At 74.8% G+C, this 19,627-nt stretch carries 17 protein-coding genes; 8 read left to right on the top strand and 9 right to left on the bottom strand.

The genetic code is table 11. The features are described 5' to 3' along the window. The first annotated feature begins 130 nt into the window (after positions 1-130). Positions 131-538 (top strand): hypothetical protein, encoded by a 408-nt coding sequence (locus tag RQM47_RS03135; RefSeq protein ID WP_311661030.1) that lies wholly within the window; start codon positions 131-133, stop codon positions 536-538. A gap of 443 nt (positions 539-981) precedes the next feature. On the opposite strand, the gene RQM47_RS03130 is transcribed toward RQM47_RS03135, so the two are convergent. After that, positions 982-2,268 (bottom strand): transposase, encoded by a 1,287-nt coding sequence (locus tag RQM47_RS03130; RefSeq protein ID WP_314007313.1) that lies wholly within the window; start codon positions 2,266-2,268, stop codon positions 982-984. Positions 2,269-2,531: 263 nt separating this feature from the next. On the opposite strand from RQM47_RS03130, the gene RQM47_RS03125 reads away from it, so the two are divergent. Both RQM47_RS03125 and RQM47_RS03120 read left to right on the top strand, forming a co-directional pair. Then, positions 2,532-2,756 (top strand): hypothetical protein, encoded by a 225-nt coding sequence (locus RQM47_RS03125; RefSeq protein WP_311662976.1) that lies wholly within the window; start codon positions 2,532-2,534, stop codon positions 2,754-2,756. A 439-nt stretch (positions 2,757-3,195) separates the two neighbouring features. Then, the gene (locus RQM47_RS03120) at positions 3,196-3,483 is read left to right on the top strand and encodes a DUF1801 domain-containing protein (RefSeq protein ID WP_314009433.1); all 288 of its coding nucleotides are present in this window, start codon (positions 3,196-3,198) and stop codon (positions 3,481-3,483) included. Positions 3,484-3,683: 200 nt separating this feature from the next. Here RQM47_RS03120 and RQM47_RS03115 read toward each other — a convergent pair whose 3' ends face one another. From RQM47_RS03115 to RQM47_RS03105, 3 genes are all read right to left on the bottom strand, one after another. Next, a complete protein-coding gene (locus tag RQM47_RS03115; protein WP_311662977.1) occupies positions 3,684-5,426 on the bottom strand; it encodes an aldehyde dehydrogenase family protein in 1,743 nt (580 codons plus the stop codon). Between the two features lie 246 nt (positions 5,427-5,672). Then, positions 5,673-7,328, bottom strand: coding sequence for a GMC family oxidoreductase (locus RQM47_RS03110; RefSeq protein ID WP_311662978.1), 1,656 nt, complete (start codon positions 7,326-7,328; stop codon positions 5,673-5,675). Positions 7,329-7,553: 225 nt separating this feature from the next. Further along, entirely contained in the window at positions 7,554-8,483 is a 930-nt protein-coding gene (locus tag RQM47_RS03105) for an oxidoreductase (RefSeq protein ID WP_311662979.1), read from the bottom strand. A gap of 85 nt (positions 8,484-8,568) precedes the next feature. On the opposite strand from RQM47_RS03105, the gene RQM47_RS03100 reads away from it, so the two are divergent. Continuing rightward, entirely contained in the window at positions 8,569-9,462 is an 894-nt protein-coding gene (locus RQM47_RS03100; RefSeq protein ID WP_311662980.1) for an EamA family transporter, read from the top strand. A 323-nt stretch (positions 9,463-9,785) separates the two neighbouring features. On the opposite strand, the gene RQM47_RS03095 is transcribed toward RQM47_RS03100, so the two are convergent. After that, positions 9,786-10,148, bottom strand: coding sequence for a ferredoxin family protein (locus RQM47_RS03095; RefSeq protein WP_311662981.1), 363 nt, complete (start codon positions 10,146-10,148; stop codon positions 9,786-9,788). A 90-nt stretch (positions 10,149-10,238) separates the two neighbouring features. Here RQM47_RS03095 and RQM47_RS03090 point away from each other — a divergent pair, with 90 nt between their 5' ends. Continuing rightward, complete coding sequence (locus RQM47_RS03090; protein WP_311662982.1) at positions 10,239-10,934, top strand: hypothetical protein; 696 nt, start codon at positions 10,239-10,241, stop codon at positions 10,932-10,934. Positions 10,935-11,070: 136 nt separating this feature from the next. Here the strand turns inward: RQM47_RS03090 and ruvB are convergent, their stop codons facing one another. Further along, positions 11,071-12,123 (bottom strand): Holliday junction branch migration DNA helicase RuvB, encoded by a 1,053-nt coding sequence (gene ruvB / locus RQM47_RS03085; protein ID WP_311662983.1) that lies wholly within the window; start codon positions 12,121-12,123, stop codon positions 11,071-11,073. Between the two features lie 180 nt (positions 12,124-12,303). Here ruvB and RQM47_RS03080 point away from each other — a divergent pair, with 180 nt between their 5' ends. Then, the gene (locus RQM47_RS03080; RefSeq protein ID WP_311662984.1) at positions 12,304-12,846 is read left to right on the top strand and encodes a LysM peptidoglycan-binding domain-containing protein; all 543 of its coding nucleotides are present in this window, start codon (positions 12,304-12,306) and stop codon (positions 12,844-12,846) included. Positions 12,847-12,928: 82 nt separating this feature from the next. On the opposite strand, the gene RQM47_RS03075 is transcribed toward RQM47_RS03080, so the two are convergent. Further along, positions 12,929-13,801 carry a proline dehydrogenase family protein gene (locus RQM47_RS03075; RefSeq protein ID WP_311662985.1) on the bottom strand — a complete coding sequence of 291 codons (873 nt, stop codon included), beginning with the start codon at positions 13,799-13,801 and terminating at the stop codon, positions 12,929-12,931. 118 nt (positions 13,802-13,919) lie between these two features. Between RQM47_RS03075 and RQM47_RS03070 the strand changes: the two genes are divergently transcribed. Both RQM47_RS03070 and RQM47_RS03065 read left to right on the top strand, forming a co-directional pair. Beyond that, positions 13,920-16,520, top strand: a complete 2,601-nt coding sequence (locus RQM47_RS03070; protein WP_314007311.1) for a PAS domain S-box protein — start codon at positions 13,920-13,922, stop codon at positions 16,518-16,520. Positions 16,521-16,658: 138 nt separating this feature from the next. Beyond that, the gene (locus tag RQM47_RS03065) at positions 16,659-17,741 is read left to right on the top strand and encodes an NAD(P)/FAD-dependent oxidoreductase (RefSeq protein ID WP_311662987.1); all 1,083 of its coding nucleotides are present in this window, start codon (positions 16,659-16,661) and stop codon (positions 17,739-17,741) included. Between the two features lie 53 nt (positions 17,742-17,794). On the opposite strand, the gene RQM47_RS03060 is transcribed toward RQM47_RS03065, so the two are convergent. Together RQM47_RS03060 and RQM47_RS03055 are read right to left on the bottom strand one after the other, a co-directional pair. Continuing rightward, complete coding sequence (locus RQM47_RS03060; protein WP_311662988.1) at positions 17,795-19,027, bottom strand: erythromycin esterase family protein; 1,233 nt, start codon at positions 19,025-19,027, stop codon at positions 17,795-17,797. A gap of 274 nt (positions 19,028-19,301) precedes the next feature. After that, the gene (locus RQM47_RS03055; protein WP_311662989.1) at positions 19,302-19,589 is read right to left on the bottom strand and encodes a hypothetical protein; all 288 of its coding nucleotides are present in this window, start codon (positions 19,587-19,589) and stop codon (positions 19,302-19,304) included. Positions 19,590-19,627: the final 38 nt, after the last annotated feature.

Genomic DNA, 19,627 nt, shown 5'->3' with positions numbered 1-19,627 from the left:
GCGGGCCGCCCCGCCCGCGGCAGCGCGGGCGGGGTGGTGGTCTGGGGGGGCGCTATGTTTGTCAGCAGGTTGCTGATCTGGTGGATCACGACTCTGCTGAACTTCTGGTTCTACGGCCCTTCTGCCCGACGTGAAGTCCCTCCCAATAGCCGCCGCTCTCGCGCTTGCAGCCTGCGCCTCAGAGGGTGTCCCGCCTCATGAACCCCCGCCTGCCGTAGCGCTGCACTATGCGGAGCGGTCCTCGTCGGTCAACCTCCCCGTCGCGTGCGACGAGTTCGGCGGCGTGCTCGGGTTCGTCTCGGACACCGCCGACGTTTGGGACCCAGCGGCAATCTCTGAACTGCGGCTGGCGGTGTCGGAGGCAGCCCCGATCCCCGACTCGGCTCACGTCATGGACGCCCGGCTCGTCGCCTACTTCTACGACCGAGCCAAGACCGACACCGTCTGCGTCGGCGGCCGCTTCGGAGCGGAGGTAAACGGGGTGCCCGTCGTAGACTCCGCGCTCGTCCGGCTACTGTGGTCCGCCACCAGTCCGTAACGCCGGGCCGCAGAACCCGCCGCTGGTATTAGCTGGAAGTCAAGGGGTCGACGGCGATTCCGGTCGATTTGGGCGGAATGGGCTTGCGAGGAGGGGCGGGGCGGCGGACGAGACACGACGTCCTTAGCCCGCCGCGGAGGTGCGGCGGACGAACGTCTGAGCGCGTCACCCCGGTCGGTCGCGAGCTATGCTGGCTGGGATCGGTCGTCTCCGGTGCCGAAGCACGGAGCGACGAGGAACATCCCCTATTGGCTCTGCGAAGCGGGGGGTGCCGCCGAGGGACGAGCTGGCCCCGCAGGTGCGGGGGCGCCCGATGGTGCACGGCGAAGCTCTCTGAGGACGGGGTCCACGAGGCTTGACGGGCGGTTGTCGGTCCTCTCGGCGGCAGGGGGTGCGGGGCGGGGGGGCGCCCCAGCGGTCGGTAGAAGCGGAGGGCGGGGTGGCTAGGCGGCGAGGGCGTACTCGCTCTGGCAGACGTGGACCCGGGCCGGGTCGAACGGCTCACGGCTCCGGTGGGCGCCCCACACGACGGTGAGCAGCTTCCGCATCGCGGCCACGCGCGCCTTCTGCTCCACCATCCGCTCCCGGCGCTCGGCGTAGCGGGCGCCGAGGAGCCGGTCGCCACGGAGGACGGGGAAGACCGCCTGCCCCAGCACCTTGCGGAGCATCGGCCGCCCCTTCTTCGACAGCCGCGTCTGGCCTTTGTACTGGCCGCTCTCGCGTTCCCGGAGGTTCATCCCGGCGTACCGGAGGAGCTGGCGCTTGGTCGCGAAGTCCGAGAGCGGCCCGGTCTGCCCGACGATCCGGGCCAGGTTGAACAGCGTGATCCCGGAGACGGCCTCGTCGATGGGCGGCAACTGGTCGCGCGCTTTGAGCTCGGCCCCCAGCGCCTCGATGCGCTCCTTCAGCGCCTCCGCTTGACCCTCGTGGACCTCGAGCTCGGCCACGAGCGCGGCCAGCCGGCCCGAGAGCACAGCGGCCACGGCCGGGGGCGGGGCGGACCGGACCGAGGCCTCGGCGGCGGTCACGAGCCGCTCGCCGGTCGCGGTCTTGACCCCAGGCACCCGGCGCCGGAGCGTGGCCAAGAGCCGCGTCCGGCCGAGCTGGGCCAGCCGGTGCGGGCACAGGAGCCGCCCGTGGAGGAGCGCCCGGCCGGTCTTCGAGAACGTGAACTGAGCCGAGCGGTCGTAGTCCGGGAAGAGGTCGCGCAGCGTCGCCTGCAGCCGCGTGCGGATGGCCGACGTGACCCGGACCTCGTCGTCGTGGAACGCGGTCAGGTGGCGGAGCACGACGTAGGGCTCGGGCAGGTCGCGGTGGCGCTGCGTCCGGCCCATCGCGGCGGCGAGGTGGATGACGCGGGCGTCCTTCCGGTCGGTCTTGCCCGTGTCGAGCGACTCGGCCTTCGTGAGCTGGCCGACCTGCTCGGCGCTGATCAGCGCCGTCTGGTGCCCGGCGCGGCGGGCGACGGCGAGGAGCGCCCGCTCGTAGCCGCCCGAGGCCTCGCAGAGCACGCGGACGCCGCGGAGCCCGTGCTCGGCCGCGAGCGTGGCCGCCTCGGCGAGCGCTCGCTCGACGGCTTCGGTCCGGTTGGGAATGACGTCCTCGGCGACGACCTCGTGGTGCCCGGACTCGAACCGGCTGAAGAGGTGGAGCGTGTCGCGGGAGACGTCGGCGGCGAGCAGGAGGACGGGGCGGGCCTTGTCAGGAGCGGGGATAGAACGGATCTTCATGGCGGGCCTCGGCGGCAGACGGAAGGGTTGTGACGATCCGGAAGGTCTGTCTGCCGGGGTCTCCTCGTCTGGCGCTAATGGTATGGTGCAGGCGGACACAGGGCGGCAGCGTCCTCGCTTCGGGCGGGGCGGCGGCGTCTCTGTAGCTTCGGTTCGCCATCGTGCCCTTAGCCCTGTGCCGCTGAGCGGCCCTCTGTTCGGCCGCGTTCGGAACGTTCTACTGCGATGGACTTTCCTTCTACCTGAACCCAACGCTCGGTGCCATGACCCGGCTTCTCGAACAGGCGTTTGATCGCGCGTCTCAGCTACCAGACGAGGAGCAGGACGAGCTTGCCCGCCTGTTCCTGGCAGAGTTGGAATCGGAGGAGCGTTGGGCCGAGTTGTTCGGCCGCCCGGAGTCTGAAGACCTTCTCGAGCGGCTGGCGACCGAGGCACTGGAGGAACATCGAGCCGGGAAGACTCAACCCCTCGACCCCTCAGACCTGTAGAAGCGTGCGGTCCTTCACCCGGCCGAGCTTCTGGAAGCTCTACCACCGGCTTCCTGAGCACGTTCGCCGACAAGCACGGACGTCGTACCGCCTTTTCGAGGAAGACCCGTACCACCCGAGTCTGAGATTCAAGCGCGTCAGCCAGCGCCAGCCAGTTTACTCCGCACGAGTCAGCGGCGACTACCGTGCCGTCGGAGTTCGAGACGGTGACGCGATTGTTTGGTTCTGGATTGGTCCGCACCACGAGTACGACCGCTTGTTGAAGGGGCTGTAGTCGCAGGCGCGGTAGAACCCGCCGTTGAGGCCAACACAGGGCCATCAGCGTGTTCTTCCCTGAGCGGGGCGGCGGCGTCTCCGTCGCTTCGTCCGCCCAACCCGCCCCGCCATGCCTACCTCCATCGACGAGTTCGTTGCCGAGCTGCCCAGTGATAAGCGCTAGATCGTCCTCGCCCTGCGAGAAGCGGCGGAGGACGCAATCCCCGACGCGCCCCAAGCCGTCGAATACGGCGCGCTCTGCTTCCTGAAGGGGAAACGCGCCTCGGTCGGGATCGCGCCGTACACGAACCACGTGTCGCTCATCTTCGACCGGGGCGCGGAGATGGAGGACCCGGCCGGCGTGTTGGAGGGGACTGGGGCGCTCCGCCGGCACATCACCATCCGCGACAAGAGCGAGATCGCAGGCCTGCCGGTCGAGGAATACGTCGGAGAGGGCTACAGGCTCGAATGAGCCATCCGTTCGGGGCGCCAGGACACCCGCCGTGGACCACCCCGCCCCCGGCGGGCGGGGCGGGTCCTCCCGCACACCGCGGTTGCTCCCCAGCCGCCACCCCGCCCCAGGGAGGCCGAACGGCGCCGCAGAAACACCGCCACGGCGTTCGCACTGGGGCGGGGCGGCCACCCCGCCCACGTTCGGGCTGGGCGGGGCGGCTACCCTCGGAGGGCGGCCGCGAAGATGCCCGGCAGCCGGAGCGGGCTCGGGTCCGCCGCGAAGTGCGTGAGGCGGCGGCCGGTCGCCTCGGCCGTCTCGTTCGTCACGAACCACAGCGGCTTCGGGGCCGTGTGCGTCTCGCCGAGCAGGAGCGAGCGCGGGAACGGCGCGAACGGCCCCGACACGACCGTCTTCTGCGGCCGCTCGAACAGGTACGCGTTGTGGACGATGCCCGTCCCGCTCTGGATGTCCTGCCGCTCGTGGCCCGGGAACGCGCCCCACGTGCCCTGGGCGATGAAGAAGCCCACGCCGCTCCACGCGTTGACCCCGATCGTCCCGTAGCGGAGCCGCGCGATGGCGTCCCAGAAGCGGTCGCCCAGGCGCCGGAGCGTCCGCGGGTGGATGAGGACGGTCGCGCCGAGCGTGCCGGCGACGTGGTCGTTGCAGAAGTCGACGGCCCGGTCGAGCCACTCGCCCGCGTCCTCGTCGCCCGCCCCGCCCGGGAGCGACGTCACGGCGAGGGCGCCGCCGAAGACCTCCTCGGTCAGCGCGTAGGTGTCGTCCGGCGGCACGTCGGCGACGAGCGTGCGGGCTCCGGTCGGGCCGAGCCGCTCGGCCGAGTCGGGGTAGGCCGCGTGGAGGGCGTCGACGCGGTCGCCGGCGCCGGGGTAGTAGGCCGGGCGGTCGGGGAGCTCGCGGAGCGTGCGGCGGACGGCGTGGACGAACGCCTCGCGCTGCGGCCACGCGCGCGGGACCACGGCGGCCTGGCTCGCGATGCAGTTGAACCCGCCGTTGTGCATCTTCTGCGACGCCACGTTCGCCGCCTGGAAGTCCAGGTCCGGCTCCGACCAGTCGCCCGGGACGACGAGCACCGGGCTCACGCCGCCCAGTTCGCTCGTCACGCGCTTCGAGATCTGCGGCTCGTCGCGCGCCTTCCGCCCCGCCCCGCCCGTGCCCGTGCCGTAGACGATGGCGTCGTGGGTCTGGGCGCTGCCCGTCACGTGGATCTCGTCGACGAGGTCGTGGCGCGTCAGGTGCTCGCCCACGTCGACGCCGCCGTAGGCGAAGCGGAGGAAGCCGCGGTCGACGAACTCGGCGAAGACCTCTTCGAGGACCGGCCCGAGGTAGCTGTTGACCGGGTTCATCTTGAGGACGACGACTTGGCCCTCGGCGTACAGCTTGTAGAGCACGTCGAGCGGGGCGATGGCCGCGATGTTGCCGGCGCCGAGCACGACGGCGACGGCGCCCTCGGGCGCGGGCTCGTCGTAGAACGTGGCCATCGTCTGGGGGAGCGAGGCCGGCGTCACGCCCGGCTCCATCCACACGTCGACCTCCATGCCGCTGAACAGGAGGTGGTCGTAGGCGCCGTCCGGGAGCACGCGGACGAGCGTCTGGCCGTCCGGCCGCTGCCGCGTCTTGCCCTCGACCAGCTCGTGGAGCGTGCCGGCCTGGACGTGCTCGAGCGTCCGTGCGAGCGGGGCGACGTAGTTGGCGACGGCCCACGGCCCCGTCGTCCACTCCTCGCCCCGCAGCGGCGAGCCCTCGGGGAGCCCCTTGGCGCGCGAGGCGACCGTCACCCACCGCCCCGCCGCCCGGCCGACGCGCTCGGGGAGCCGGTTGAGCAGGTCCACCTTCTGCGGGATCGGGAGCCGCGCCCACTCGGTCGCGTGCGCCGCGAGCTCGCGGAGCGCGGCGTCGATCTGGTCGGTGGGCGTGTCGGCGGGGCGGGGCGGGAGGTCCATGGCGGGAGCGGCGGGTGACGAGCGATGAGCGACGGGTGACGGGCAAGAGCGCCACCCCGCCCGTTGGCGGTCTGCGGGGCGGGGTGCGGCCGCCCCGCCCTCGCGGCAGGGCGCGTCTGGACGGCCGTAGGGACACGGCTCGCCGTGTCCGCGGGGTGGCAGGTCGTCGGGGCGGGGCGGTGCGTGTGCGGGCGGGGCGGCGGTCCCAAACGCGCGCCACCCCGCCCCTGTGCGCGGGCGGGGTGGCTAGGCAGCGGCGGCCGCGGCGGCCGCCGGGGCGCGCTCCAGGATGAGGTCGGCCGCCTTCTCGGCGATCATGATCGTCGGCGCGTTCGTGTTGCCGCGCGTGAGGGTCGGCATCACGCTCGCGTCGACCACGCGGAGGCCGGCGACGCCGCGGACGCGGAGGGCGGGGTCGACTACGGCCCGGTCGTCGGTCCCCATCTTGCACGTCCCGACGGGGTGGTAGAGCGTCTCGGAGTGGGCGCGGAGGAACGGGCCTATCTCGGCGTCGTCGGTGAGCACGCGCTCGGGCTCGTAGGGGCCGGCGTTGACGTCGGCGAAGGCGTCGGCGTCGGCGATCTGCTGGCCGAGGCGGAGCGCCCAGATGCTCCGGCGGAGGTCCTCGCCGGCCTCGTCCGAGAAGTAGCGCGGGTCGATGAGCGGCTTGGCCCGCGGGTCGGCGCTCCCCAGGCGGACCGTCCCCCGGCTCGCGGGCGTCAGGACGAGGCCGGCGACCGAGTAGCCCGACTCGCCCGGCGGGTTCCGCGTGCCGTGGCCGAGGAAGAAGCCCGGCGCAAAGTGGTACTGGACGTCCGGCGCCTCCAGGTCGGGCGACGAGCGGACGAACGCCCCGCCCTCGGCCACGTTGCTCGTGAACGGGCCGGTCTTGCGCGCGAGGTAGGTGAGCAGGTTGCGCCCCGCGTGCCGCAGCGACTCGGCCGCGTCGAGCGTGCCGCGGTCCGTCGTGTGCCGCGTGACGCCGTGGACGAGGTGGTCCTGGAGGTTCTCGCCCACGCCCGGCGCGTCCAGCACGACCTCGACGCCGTGCGCCTTCAGGTGCGCCGCCGGGCCGATCCCGGACAGCATGAGCAGGTGCGGGCTCCCGAACGCGCCCGCCGCGAGGATCACCTCGCGCGCGGCCCGCGCCGTGACGGCCTCCCCGCCCCGCTCGACCACGACGCCCGTGGCGCGCGTCCCGCCCTGGCCGTCGCCGCCCGGCGTCTCGAACACGACGCGGTGCGCGAGCGCGTCGGTCCAGACGGTCAGGTTGGGGCGGCGGCGGGCGGGGTGGAGGTAGGCCCGCGCCGCGCTCCACCGCTGGCCGCCCTTCTGCGTCACCTGGTAGAGCCCGAAGCCCTCCTGGCCGCCGCTGTTGAAGTCGTCGTTGCGCGAATAGCCCAGCTCGACGCCGGCCTCGACGAACCGATCCGTGAGAGACGTCGGGCTCCGCTGGTCCGACACTACGAGCGGCCCATCGGTCCCGTGCGCGGGGTCGCCGGTGTGGACCTGCTGGTCCTCGCTCTTGAGGAAGTAGGGGAGCACGGCGTCGGCGTCCCAGCCCTCCGCCCCGCCCTCGGCCCAGCCGTCGTAGTCGGCGGCGTGGCCGCGGATGTAGATCATCGCGTTGATCGACGACGACCCGCCGAGCATCTTCCCGCGCGGCTGGTACAGGCGGCGGCCGCCCAGGTCCTCCTGCGGCTCGGTCCGGTAGTTCCAGTCGCTCGGCCCCTCGAACAGCTTGTGGAATGCGGCCGGGATGAGGACGTTTTTGTCCTCGTCCTCCCCGCCCGCCTCCAGGAGCAGGACCGTGTGCTCGCCCGAGGCCGTGAGCCGGTCGGCCAGCACGCACCCGGCCGAGCCGGCGCCGACGATGACGTAGTCGAAGGTGGAGTCGGGCATGGGGCGGGGCGGCCGGTGGAGAGGCGGTGAAGGTAGTCCAGGTGAACGCCGTTAACCTCGCCGTCCGTTCCCGGCGGCCCCGTCGCGCTCCCGCCCCGCCCCGCCCGTCTCGGCGCGCGCCGCGGGCGGGGCGGCCCGTCTCGTTCGCCACCCCGCCCTGGCGCCCCACGTCGGGCGGGGCGGTCAGCTTCTCCCCTCCTCTTCTCTTCACCCGCTGTCAGGCGGCTAGTCCGAGAGCATCGGCACGCTGGTCAGCCGCTCGCACTCGGCCCAGAGGCGGGCGCGCGTGCCCAGGCTGAGCGCGCCACCCGGCGGGTTCACCTCGACGGGGCGCCCCCACATCTTGTGCCTCGGCCCGAACAACGCGCCGCCGCGCGCGAACGGGTCCGTCCCGGCGCGGAGCTGGGGGAGCGCGCCCTCGGCCGCCGTCATCGCGACGCGGTCCATGCCCAGGCCGTAGAGCGCCTTTTCGAGAACCGAGTCGCTCTCCTCGGCGCTCGTCTGCTGGAGGTTCGTGTTCGAGAGCCCGGGGTGGGCGGACAGCGAGAGCGTCGTCGAGCCGGCGTTCTGGAGCCGGCGGTTCATCTCCAGGGCCAGCATGAGGTCGGCCAGCTTGGACTGGTTGTAGGCCGACCACCGGCCGTAGCTCTCGCGGCCTTGGAGGTCGTCGAACGAGATCGAGCCCGACCACGCGGCGAGGCTGGAGAGCCACACGACGCGGCTGTTGTCGGTCGCGAGGAGCGCGTCGAGGAGCCGCCCCGCCAGCGCGAAGTGCCCGAGCACGTTGACGCCGAACTGCGTCTCGAACCCGTCGTCGGTCTCGCTCCGCGGGATCGCCATGACGCCGGCGTTGCAGTACAGGAGGTCGAGGCGGCCGTACCCGCTCCCGAACCGCTCGGCAAAGTCGCGGACCGAGTCCAGGCTGGCGAGGTCCAGCACCTCGACGTCGACGGCCGCGTCCGGCACGTCGCGGCGGACCTCGGCGCGGGCGTGCTTGGCCTTGCCCTCGTTCCGGCACGCCATGACGACGTGGGCGCCCTTGCGGGCGAGCTCGCGCGTGGTTTCGAGGCCGAGGCCGCTGTTGGCGCCCGTCACGACGGCCGTGCGGCCGGTGAGGTCGGGGATGTCGGCGGCGGTCCAGGAACGGGAGGGCATGGGAGCGGGGTGGGGAGGGCTCGGCCTACGCCCCCGCCCCGCCCGGGTGTCCCGCACGGACCCGCACGGTAGCTTCGCCCCGCCCATGCCTCCGACCCCGCGCCCCGGGCGCCCGCTCTCCCGCCCCGCCCTCGCCGTGCTCGTGGCGCTCGTCATGGCGGCGTTCGCGGCCAACTCGGTCCTCGCCCGCCTCGCCCTGCGGACGACCGCGATCGACGCGGCGACGTTCTCGGCGGTCCGCCTCGCGGCGGGCGGGGCGGTCCTCGCGCTCGTCGCGCGGCGGGGCGGCTCCTGGGGGCGGGGCGGGAGCTGGCCGTCGGCGCTCGCCCTGTTCGTCTACGCCGCCGCGTTCTCGTTCGCCTACCTCGCGCTGTCGGCCGGCGCCGGCGCGCTCGTCCTGTTCGGGGCCGTCCAGCTCACGATGATCGGCTGGGGCCTGGCGCACGGCGAGCGGCTCTCGGCGGCGCAGAGCGCCGGCCTCGCCCTGGCCGTCGGGGGCCTCGTCCTCCTCCTCGCGCCGGGCGTGACCGCCCCGCCCGCCGTCCCCGCGCTGCTGATGGCGGCGGCGGGCGCGGCGTGGGGCGCCTACTCGCTGCGCGGGCGGGGCGCCGTGCGGCCGGCGGCGGAGTCGGCCGGCAACTTTCTGCGGGCGTCGCTCCTCGGCGCCACGCTCCTGACCGTGGCGGCCGCGGGCGGGGCGGTGCGCCTCGACGGCGCCGGGCTCGCCTACGCCGCGCTCTCGGGCGGCGTGACGTCGGGGCTGGGCTACGCCGCGTGGTACGCCGTCCTCCCCGCCCTCCGCACGACGACGGCGGCGACGGTCCAGCTCAGCGTGCCGGTGCTGGCCGCGCTGGGCGGCGCGGCGCTCGTGGGAGAGCCCGTCACGCTCCGGCTGGCCGCCGCGTCAGCGGTGACGCTGGGGGGCGTGGCCGTCGTCGTGCGGGGCGGTGGCGGCCGCCGCGCGCGGCCGCAGACCTGAGGCGGCGTGGGGGAATGCCCGGTGGCCTGGACTGTGCGCAGGAGCACTCCTAGGCCGTTTTCTCAGAGGGCGTTCAGCGTTGGCCTCTAGAACGGCGGGCGGTCTGGTCGGATGTTGTATTCGTCCCCCGCGGACCTCCTTCCCCCAGACCGATGAACGCCCTCCTCGCCCCGCTCCCGTCCCACTTCGCGCTTCGCTCCGCCCTCGCCGTCACGGTGTTCGTGACGAGCTTGATGGCAGTGTTCGGCTAGGACGCGGCCAGGGCCGACAGGCGGGGAGGCGGCCGGAGCCGGCACCGCCCCGCCCCGCCCGCGGAGCGCGAGCTACTCGGCGCCTTCCCAGGTCAGGATATCCTCCTCGTTTTTGGTCTCGGCCTCGGGCGGGGTGGACCACTCGGCGCACTCGGGCAGCTCCGGCTTTTTCTCGGTGATGTTGTACCCGAGCTGCTGCCACTGCGTCGCCAGGTAGGTGTTCCACTCGGCGTAGTGCGCCCATTCGGCGGGCAGCTCGTCGTCGGCGTAGATGGCCTCGACGGGGCACGCGGGGACGCACGCGTTGCAGTCGATGCACTCGTCGGGGTGGATCGCGAGGAAGTTCGGCCCCTCGTAGAAGCAGTCGACGGGGCAGACCTCGACGCAGTCGGTGTGCTTGCAGTTGATGCAGGGCTGGGCGACGACGTACGGCATGGGGCGAATCCGGGCGGGGGGCGTGCCCGTTACCGGGCGGGGCGGGGCGGCGGCTAGACGGTCGCCCTCGCTGACCCACCCCGCCCGCCCGTGTTCCGCGCCCTCGCCCGCCCCGCCCTCCTCCTCGCCGCGCTCGCCGCCGTCTCGGGGTGCAGTGCGTCGAACCGGCTCGGCGAGGTGGCCCTCCCCGGCCGCCGCGTGGCCGTCGCCGCGGCCATCCCGCCGGCGCCGCGCGTCCAGGCGGGGAGCCCGCTCGAGGCCGGCGTCAACCCGTGGGACCCCGTGGGCACGGCCGTCCGCCGCGAGACGTCCGAGGCCAAGCGGCGCCAGGCCGTGCGCGCGCAGGCGCGGCTCGACAGCGTCGTCGCGCGCGTCGACGTGGCCGACCGGATCGCGCGGCGGACGCTGGCGCGGACGGCCCAGGCCCTCGGGTTCGCGCCCGCCGACCGCCCCGCCGACGCCGACTTCGTGCTCGACCTCCGCGTCCGCGACTACGGCCTCGTCGCCGACTCCTTCGAGGGCGACACGTTCTTCGTGCTCGTCGGCGAGGCCCTGTTCCTCGACGCCCAGACCGGCGCCGAGCTGTGGCGGACGGACCTCGACGAGCGCGAGGTGGTCGACCGGACCGTGTTCCGGCTCCCGGCCATCCCGGGCAACGTCGTCACCGGCCGCGCGCTCGCGGCGCTCTCGTCGGGCGAGATGGCCGCCGGCCTCCAGCGCCTGGGCGACCTCGCGGCCGAGCGCATCGCGGCCCGCCTCGTCCGCGACTACGAGCGCTCGCGCTGACCGCCCCGCCCGAGGCGGGGTGGCCCGGAGCCCACTCAAGAAGGGTACAGGGTGCGAGGTACAGGGTACGTGGCCCCGAACGGCCTCCTCGATCCGTACCCCGTACCGAGTACCCTGTACCCACCCGGAGGGTGGCCTACCCGAGCAGCTCGTCGAAGATGTCCGACTGCTTGAGCGGCGGCACGATGTCGAAGTGCTCGTACGCCCGCCGCGTGGCGACGCGGCCGCGCGGGGTGCGCGCGATGAACCCCTCCTGGATGAGGTACGGCTCGTAGACCTCCTCAATCGTTCCCGAGTCCTCGCCGACGGTGACGGCGATGTTCGAGACGCCGACGGGGCCGCCGTCGTGCTTTTCCATGAGCGTGAGGAGGATGCGGGCGTCCATGTCGTCGAGGCCGGCCTCGTCCACGTCGAGCGCGTTGAGGGCGTGGTCGGCCACGGCGCGCGTGACGCGGCCGTCGCCCGGGCCGGCGGCCGTCTCGACCTCGGCGAAGTCGCGCGTCCGGCGGAGCAGCTTGTTCGCGATCCGCGGCGTGCCGCGGCTGCGGCGGGCGATCTCGTGGGCGCCGTCCTCCTCGATCTCGACGTCCATCAGCGACGCGCTCCGGAGCACGATCCGCCGGAGGAGGTCGGCGTCGTAGTAGTCGTACCGGAAGTCGACGCCGAAGCGGGCGCGGAGCGGGGCGGTCAAAAGGCCCTTCCGCGTGGTCGCGCCGATGAGCGTGAACGGCGGGAGCGCGATGCGGACCGACCGCGCGGAAGGGCCGGAGTCGATGAGGATGTCGATCGCGTAGTCCTCCATGGCCGAGTACAGGTACTCCTCGACGACGGGCGCGAGCCGGTGGATCTCGTCGATGAACAGGACGTCGCCCTCGTTGAGGTTCGTGAGCAGGCCCGCGATCGAGGCCGGCTTGTCGAGCGCCGGCCCCGACGTGGTCTTGACCTCGGCGCCCATCTCCTCGGCGATGATGAACGCGAGCGTCGTTTTCCCCAGCCCCGGCGGCCCGCTCAGGATCACGTGGTCGAGCGCCTCGCCGCGCTGGAGGGCGGCCGTGATGAACACGCGGAGGTTGTCCTTGATCTTCTGCTGCCCGATAAAGTCGTCGAGCGCGCGCGGGCGGAGCGCTTTCTCGAGGTCGGCCTCCTGGCCCGGGAGCGGGGCGGAGGCGTCGCGGGGGGCGGTCGTCATGGTGTGCGGGGGCGGTTAGCGGGCAAGGTAGCGTGGCAGGGTGACAGGGCGTGTCACCGCCCCGCCCGCAGGCTCCGCCCCGCGCCGAACGCCCAGGCGGGGCGGTAGGTTGAGGCTGCCCGTTGGGTCTGCCCTCTGGGTCCGCCCCGCCCGCCGCCACCCCGCCCCGCACCGCTCGCCATGCCAACTGCGACCGCCGTCCGGTTCCGCCCCGCCCTCGCCGCGCTCCTCCTCCTCCTCGCGTCGGCGCCCGCCGGCGCCCAGGTCGCCGAGCGGCTGGCCGACCTCCGCTTGGCGACGGCCGTCCGCCTCGCGCTCGTTGACGACGCGCGGACGCGCCCGTTCGACGTCTCGGTCACGGCCCGGGGCGGGGTGGTCGAGGTCGAGGGCGCCGTGCCAGACGCCGACCGGGCCGCGCTCCGAGCCATCGCCCTCGGCGTCCCCGGCGTGCGGCGCCTGGCTGGCGACGCGCCCGCCGGCGCGCGTCCACTCCGCCCCGCCCCGCCCGCTTCGAGCGGGGCGGCGCCTCCGGCCGAGCGGGACAGGGCGGCGGCGCCCCGTTCGGCGGAGCCGGCGGGCGGGGCGGCGTACCACGTCGTCCGGCCGGGCGACACGCTGTTCTCGCTCGCCCGGCGCTACGAGACGACGGTCGAGGAGGTCCTCCGGCTCAACGGCCTGCGCTCGCCGTCGATCAGCGTCGGCCAGCGCCTCCGCGTCCGGTAGCCCGCCCCGCCCATGCGTCGGACCGCGGGCGGGGCGGGGAGGACACGGCCTCTTCTCCTCCCCGCCTCTCCTCCTCATCTGGTCAGGCGCGGACGAGGTTGCGCAGGATGAACGTCACGTTCTCGCGCCGCTCGCGGAGCCGCCGCGAGTAGTACGGGAGCCACTCGGTCCCGTACGGCACGTAGACGCGCATCCGGTACCCGTCGCGCACGATCTGGCGCTGCGTCTCGGGGCGGAGCCCGTAGAGCATCTGGAACTCGAACGCGTCGCGGTCGATGTCGTGCTGCTCGACGTGCTGGCGGACGGCCTCGATCAGCTGGTCGTCGTGCGTGGCGATGCCGGGGTAGCGGCCGTCGTCGAGGAGCGTCCGCGCGAGGCGGCGGAAGTGCCACCGGATCGTCGGCATGTCCTGGTACGCGATCGAGGCCGGCTCGCCGTAGGCCCCCTTGCACAGCCGCACGCGGGCCTGGAGCTCGACCATGCGTGCGACGTCGGCGTCAGTCCGGTGGAGGTACGCCTGGAGGACCGGCCCGACGTGGTCGGGGAAGTCGGGGTAGACGGCCTCGAACAGGTCCAGCGTCGACTGCGTGAGGTCCGAGCCCTCCATGTCGAGCCGGACGAAGAGGTCGGCGTCGCGGGCGCTCGTGAGCACCTCGCGGAGGTTCTGCTCGCACAGGTCGCGGTCGATGACCTGGCCCAGCATCGAGAGCTTGATCGAGATGCCGACGGCGTCGGCCGGGACGCCGCGCTCGTCGCGGAGGCCGGCCAGCCGGCCGACGAGGTCGGCGTAGGCGTCGGCCGCCGCGCCGGCCCGGTCGCGGTCGGCGACGTGCTCGCCCAGGAGGTCGAGCGTGACGAAGAGGCCGTCGTCGAGGAGGGCGCCGAGGGCGGGGAGGGCGGCGTCGAGCGTTTCGCCGGCGACGAACCGGCGGGCGAGCGCAAACGGGAGCTTCATGGCGGCGCCCTCGGGGCGCGAGGTAGAGAAGGTGGAACGGTGTGTGTACAGGCCGGGCGTGTACCTCCGCCACCCCGCCCCGGGTCCGCCGGGCGGGGCGGCGTTACGAAACACCCCTATGGAGCCCGCTTCTCCCCCCCGCCCCGCCCCGCCCTGGCTCGACCGCTGGGTTGCCGACGTCGGCCTCGCCGGCCGGCCGGCGGCGGTCCGGCGCGCCCGCGTGGTCGTCGCGAGCGGGGCGCTGCTCCTGGTGGGCTACGCGCTGCTCGCGGCCGGGCTCGTGGCCGGGGGCGCCCCGCTCGCGCCCCGCGTCCAGATCGCCGCGGCCGCGCTCGCCACGGCGCTCGCAGTCGGCCTCGTCCGGTGGGGCGGCCGGGTCCGCGCCGCGGCCGCGCTGCTCACGCTCTCGCTCACGGCATCCGCCCTGCTCCAGTCGGCCTTTGACGCCGGCATCCGGGACCCCGCTCTGGGCCTCCTCGCGCTCGCCCCGCTCGTCGCGGCCATGACCTCGGGCGCCCGGCTCGCCCTCGCGAACGCCGTCGTGGGCATCGCCGGCGTGCTCGCGCTCTACGCCGCCGGCACGCTCGGCGCCGCCGCCCCGCCCGCCTCGACGGCCGACCAGCTCGACGTCTACGCCGCCCTTATCGTCTCGTGCGTGGCGCTCGCCTCGGCGCTCGCCGGGGTGCTCTACGACCGCCACGTGGGCCGGGCGCTGTCCGAGGCCGAGGGCGAGGCGGCCCGGCTCCGCGACGCGCTCCGCGCCTCCGACGCCCGGCACCGCTCCCTCTTCGACCATATCCCCGTCGGGATGTACCGGACATCGCTGGGCGGGGAGGTCCTGCTCGCGAACGCGTCGCTGGCCCGGATGATCGGGGCCGCCTCCGCCGACGCCGCCTGCGGCCTCAACGTGGCCGCGGTCTACGCCGACCCGCAGGACCTCGAGCGGTTCGGCGCGCTCGTCCGCCGCGACGGCGAGGTCCGCCGGTTCGAGGCCCGGTGGCGCGCGCCCGACGGCGGCACGCGCCACGTCCGCATCAGCGGGCGGGCCGCGGTCGACGCCGACGGCGCCCCGCTCTACCACGAGGGCACGGTCGAGGACATTACGGCCGAGCGCGAGGCGCGCGAGGCCCTGTTCCAAAGCGAGGCCCGGTTCCGGGCGCTCGTCCAGCGCTCGACCGACGTCGTCGTCGTCGTCGACCGGGCGGGGCGGCTGACCTACGTGAGCCCGTCCGTCACCGGCCTCCTCGGGCGCTCGCCCGAGTCGCTCGTCGGGACCGACATGATCGGGGTCGTCCACCCCGACGACCGCGACGAGGCGGCGGCGGCCGTCGAGGCCGCGGCCGTCGTCCACGGCGCCCGCGCCGAGATCCGCGTGTGCCACGCCGAGGGCCACTTCGTGTTCGTCGAGGCCGCCGGGACCCCGCTCTACGACGACCCCAGCGTGCGCGGCCTCGTCCTCAACCTCCGCGACGTGACCGAGCGGAAGCGGGCGCAGGCCGTGCTCGTGCAGGCCAAGCGCCAAGCCGAGGAGGTGGCGCTGCTCAAGAGCACCTTCCTGGCCAACATGAGCCACGAGATCCGCACGCCGCTCACGGCCATCCTCGGGTTCTCCGACGTGCTCGCCGAGGAGATCGACGACCCCCACCTGGGCGAGTTCGCCGACCTGATCGCGCGGAGCGGCCGGCGCCTCATGGACACGCTGAACTCGGTGCTCGACCTGGCCCGGCTCGAGGCCGGCCGCGGCGACCTCGAAGCCTGCCCCGTCGACGTGACGGCCCTGGCCGAGGAGACGGCCGAGATGCTCCGCCCGACGGCGGTCGACAAGGGGCTGGCGCTGGAGGCCGTCGTCGAGCGGCGCCCGCTCGTGTCCGTGCTCGACGAGGCCGCCCTCGCTCGCGTGCTCCACAACCTCGTCGCCAACGCCATCAAGTTCACGCCCGAGGGCTCGGTCACGGTCGCCGCCCGGTCCGAGGGCCGCTCGGTCGTCGTCGAGGTCCGCGACACGGGCATCGGGATCGAGGAGGCGTTCCTGCCCAGCGTGTTCGGCGAGTTCGAGCAGGAGTCGAGCGGGACCGAGCGGACGCATGACGGGGCCGGCCTGGGGCTGGCCATCTCGCGCCAGCTCGTCGAGCGGATGGACGGGACGATCTCGGTGGCGAGCGAGAAGGGCGTGGGCACGACGTTCACGCTCACGTTCCCGGCGGCCGGCGCCGAGCCGGCCGGCCCGGACCGGCGCCCCCTCGTCCTGGTCGTCGACGACCAGGCCCAGGCCCGCGAGGTGGCCCGCCGCGCGCTCGGCGACCGGTTCCGCGTGGCGCTCGCCGAGAGCGGCGCCGAGGCCATGGAGGCGGTCGCCGAGGAGCGGCCCGTGGCCGTCGTGCTCGACATCCACCTGGGCCGGTCGATCTCGGGCGAGGACGTGATGCGGACGCTCCGCCAAACGCCGGCGTTCGCGGGCCTTCCCATGGTGGCCGTGACGGCGTACGCGCTCCCGGGCGACCGCGCGCGGTTCCTGGCGGCGGGCTTCGACGCCTACGTCAAGAAGCCGTACGACCGGGGCGTGCTCGTCGAGGCCGTCCTGCAGGCCATCTTCGACCGCCGCGAGCCCGAGGGCGCCCGCCCCGCCCCGCCCGCCGCGTTGGCCGGCGCCGACCACCGGTTCGTCGCGCGGAAGGCCGCCCCGCCCGTGGAGGCCGGGCCGGGAAGAGAAGAGGTGTAGAGGAGACGAGGCAGAGAGGCGAACCTGCTCGACCTCTCTTCCTCGTCTCCTCCTCCCGCGGGCGGGGTGGGGAACCGCTCGCGGGCGGGGCGGCGTCCCCCCGCGCCCACCGCCCCGCCCTCCAGGGCCGCCCCGCCCGTGTCTAGATCCCTCGCCGTCGTCGGCGCCGGCCCCGCCGGGCTCGCGGCCGCCCACGCCCTCGCCGGCTCCGGCGTCGCCGTCACCGTCTTCGAGAAGAGCCGCGGCGTCTCGGGCCGCGCCGCCACGCGCTGGCGCGACGCGCCGGGGCCGGACGGCGAGCCGTTCCGGTGGCGGTTCGACCACGGCGCCCAGTACCTCAGCCCCGACGCCGACTCGCGCGCGGCCGGCCTCGTCCGCAGCCTGGGCGGGGTGGTCGACGTTGAGGGCGCCGTGTGGCCGTTCGACGACGACGGCCGGCTCCGCCCCGACCGCGCGCGGGCGGAGCCCGGCCTGCGCTGGACGTGGCCCGACGGGATGGCCGACCTCGGCCGGCGGCTCCGCGACGCGACGCCCGGCCTCGACCTCCGCAACGGAGCCCGCGTGACGCGCCTGGTCCGCGAGGGCGGGGCGTGGACGGTCGAGACCGACGACGGCCACGCGGGGACCTTCGACGCCGTCCTCCTCACCCCGCCCGCGCCGCAGACGGCCGGCCTCCTCCGCGAGAGCGACGTGGGCGGGGCGGACGGCGAGGCGCTCGCGCGCGCGCTGGGCGGGGCGGGTTACCGCTCGCAGTTCACGGTCGCCTGGGGGATCACCGCCCCGCTCGACCGGCCGGGCGCGTTCTACGCGCTCGTTAATGCGGACGAGCACGGCGGGCGGGGCGGCGGCCACGACGTGGCCTGGCTCGCGTTCGAGAGCGACAAGCCGAACCGGGCGCCCGACGGCGCCCACATCGTCCTGGCGCAGATGTCCGACGCCTGGACGCAGGCCCACTACGACGACGCGCAGGCCGACGTGGTGGCGGCCGCCGCCGAGGCCGTCGCCGACCTCGTCGGCCCGCTCCCCGGCCCGGCGTGGACCGACACGCAGCGGTGGCGCTACTCGCTCCCCGACGGCGCCGCCGACGCGGACGCGCTGGAGGCGGCCGCCGCCCACGGCCTGTTTTTCGCCGGCGACTACACGGCGGGCAAGGGACGCGTGCACCTCGCGCTGGAGGAGGGGCTGGCGGCGGCGGACCGCGTCCGCGCCTGGGCCGGCTAGCCCACCGCCCCGCCCGCACAGTTCGGCGGGGCGGGGTGGGGGGGCACCCGCCCCTACTCGGTCGCCCTCGCCGGCGTCATCTCGCGGATCACCACGAGGCCGTCGAGCACGAGCGGCCACCCCGCCCGCATCTCGGTGTAGCCCAGCGGCCGGGCCAGGAGCGGGGCGTTGAGCCAGGCGCCCGCCTCCGTCTGCGCGAGCGCGCGGAGGTCGAGGAAGGCGGCCGTCTCGAACGGGGCGGCGCAGGCGAGCGCTTCGAGGCTGCCCGGCGACGGGGGCGGAATGGCCTCGACGGGCAGGTCGAGCGGGGCGGCGCCCCAGGCTCCGCCGCAGGCCGTGAAGGCGACCGCGCGGTAGCCGTCGCCCAGCGCGGCCGAGGCGGCGTCGCCCATCGTGACCGCCTCGTCGTAGCTCCACGCCGGGTCCAGGTTGTCGACGGCCGCGAGCCGGCGGACGGCGTGCGACGACGCGGCCCACACCACGAGCGGGGTGGCGGAGCCGCGTGCGAGGTACGCGACATTCTCGCCCATCTGGCGGTCGCGGGGCGTCGAGCGCTGCACCCAGAACTGCGCCGCAGCCGCCAGGAAGCCGCCGAGAACGAGGCCCTCCTCCTCGGCGCCCGCCCCGCTCAGCGCGGCGCGGTAGTCGGCGACGGCGCCCTCGATCTCGTCCCGGAGCGAGTCGGAGACGGCGGGGCGCTGGAACCGCGAGTAGGCGCCGAGCACGCGCCGGACCTCGGGCCACCGGCCGTCGAGGGCGCCCGCGTTGGCGAGCGCCCGCTCGACTTGGTCCCAAGCCGCCGCCCCGCCCGTTTGCGGCGTCACGTCGAGGCCGACGACACGCAGCGGGCGGGGCGAGCCAGCGGTCGAGGCGGCGTAGGCCAGCCCCGCCCGCGCCTCCCGCGCCGTCGTCCACACGTAAGGCGCGACCGAGTCGATCCGCGCGAGCGCGTCGGCGGGAGACGTGAGCGGGAGCGCCTCCGTGAGGCCGGACGCTTCGAGTGCGAGCGTCTCCGCCCCGCCCCGCTCGTGGAGCAGCCGCGTGAGCGCGCTGCGGACGAGGAAGGCCGCGCCGTCGCCGTGCGTGGGCTCGCTCAGGGCGACGACGCGGGCGCCGGCGACGGCGTCGAGGAACGGGCCGCCGGCCGCGCTCGCCGGGTCGGCCAGGAGCCCGTCGAGCGGCGCGACGTGAGGTGCGAGCCAGACGGCCCGGGCGCTGTCGGCGGGCGCGGGCTGCGCCGCGAGCGGGAGCGCGACGAGGAGGGCGGCGAGCGGGGCGAGGCGCATGGGCGGGGCGGGCTCAGGGGCTACCGGGCGGACGGTCCGGCGCCGGTCGAGACACCCGACGGCCGGCCGCGTTGCCGCCCCGCCCCCGCTCCCTCACGGGGCGGACCAGTCAGAGACTGTTTGGTAGAGGTTCTCCCTCCCCCACCGGGGGAGGGCCGGGGTGGGGGACAGACATCGGAGCGGCCGTCGAGGGCGGGGCGGCCGCCTCGGGTCCCCCCTCCCAGCCTCCCCCCGCTGGGGGGAGGAGCCTCGAAACCGGCTACCAAACAGTCTCTCAGGGGGCGGGGCGAAGGATGTCCGCGACGGCCCGGTGCTTGACGGCCTCCCCGAACAGGCACAGCCCGGCGTTGACGACGCACAGCGCGGCCGTCCCGTAGAGCACGAACGGCTCGCCCCGCCCCTTCCGAAGCGTGGCCTCGCCGACCAGCGAGAGCCCGAACCCGACCGACGCGAGCCCGAGCGGGGCGAACCGCCGCCACGTCTTGAGGTGCGGCTCGGCCGAGCGCGCGGGCAGCGCGGGCGCCGCGGGGCGGGGGACGGCGGAGAGCGGCGGGTCGGGCATCGGATCGGGAGGCAGGAGGCGTGGGCGGGGCGGACCCA

Origin of the sequence: Rubrivirga sp. S365 (assembly GCF_032248475.1) — a bacterium.
In the GTDB taxonomy this organism is placed as follows: domain Bacteria; phylum Bacteroidota; class Rhodothermia; order Rhodothermales; family Rubricoccaceae; genus Rubrivirga; species Rubrivirga litoralis.
The sequence above is the reverse complement of the archived record's forward strand: the minus strand, read 5'-3'. Positions and strand labels throughout refer to the sequence as shown.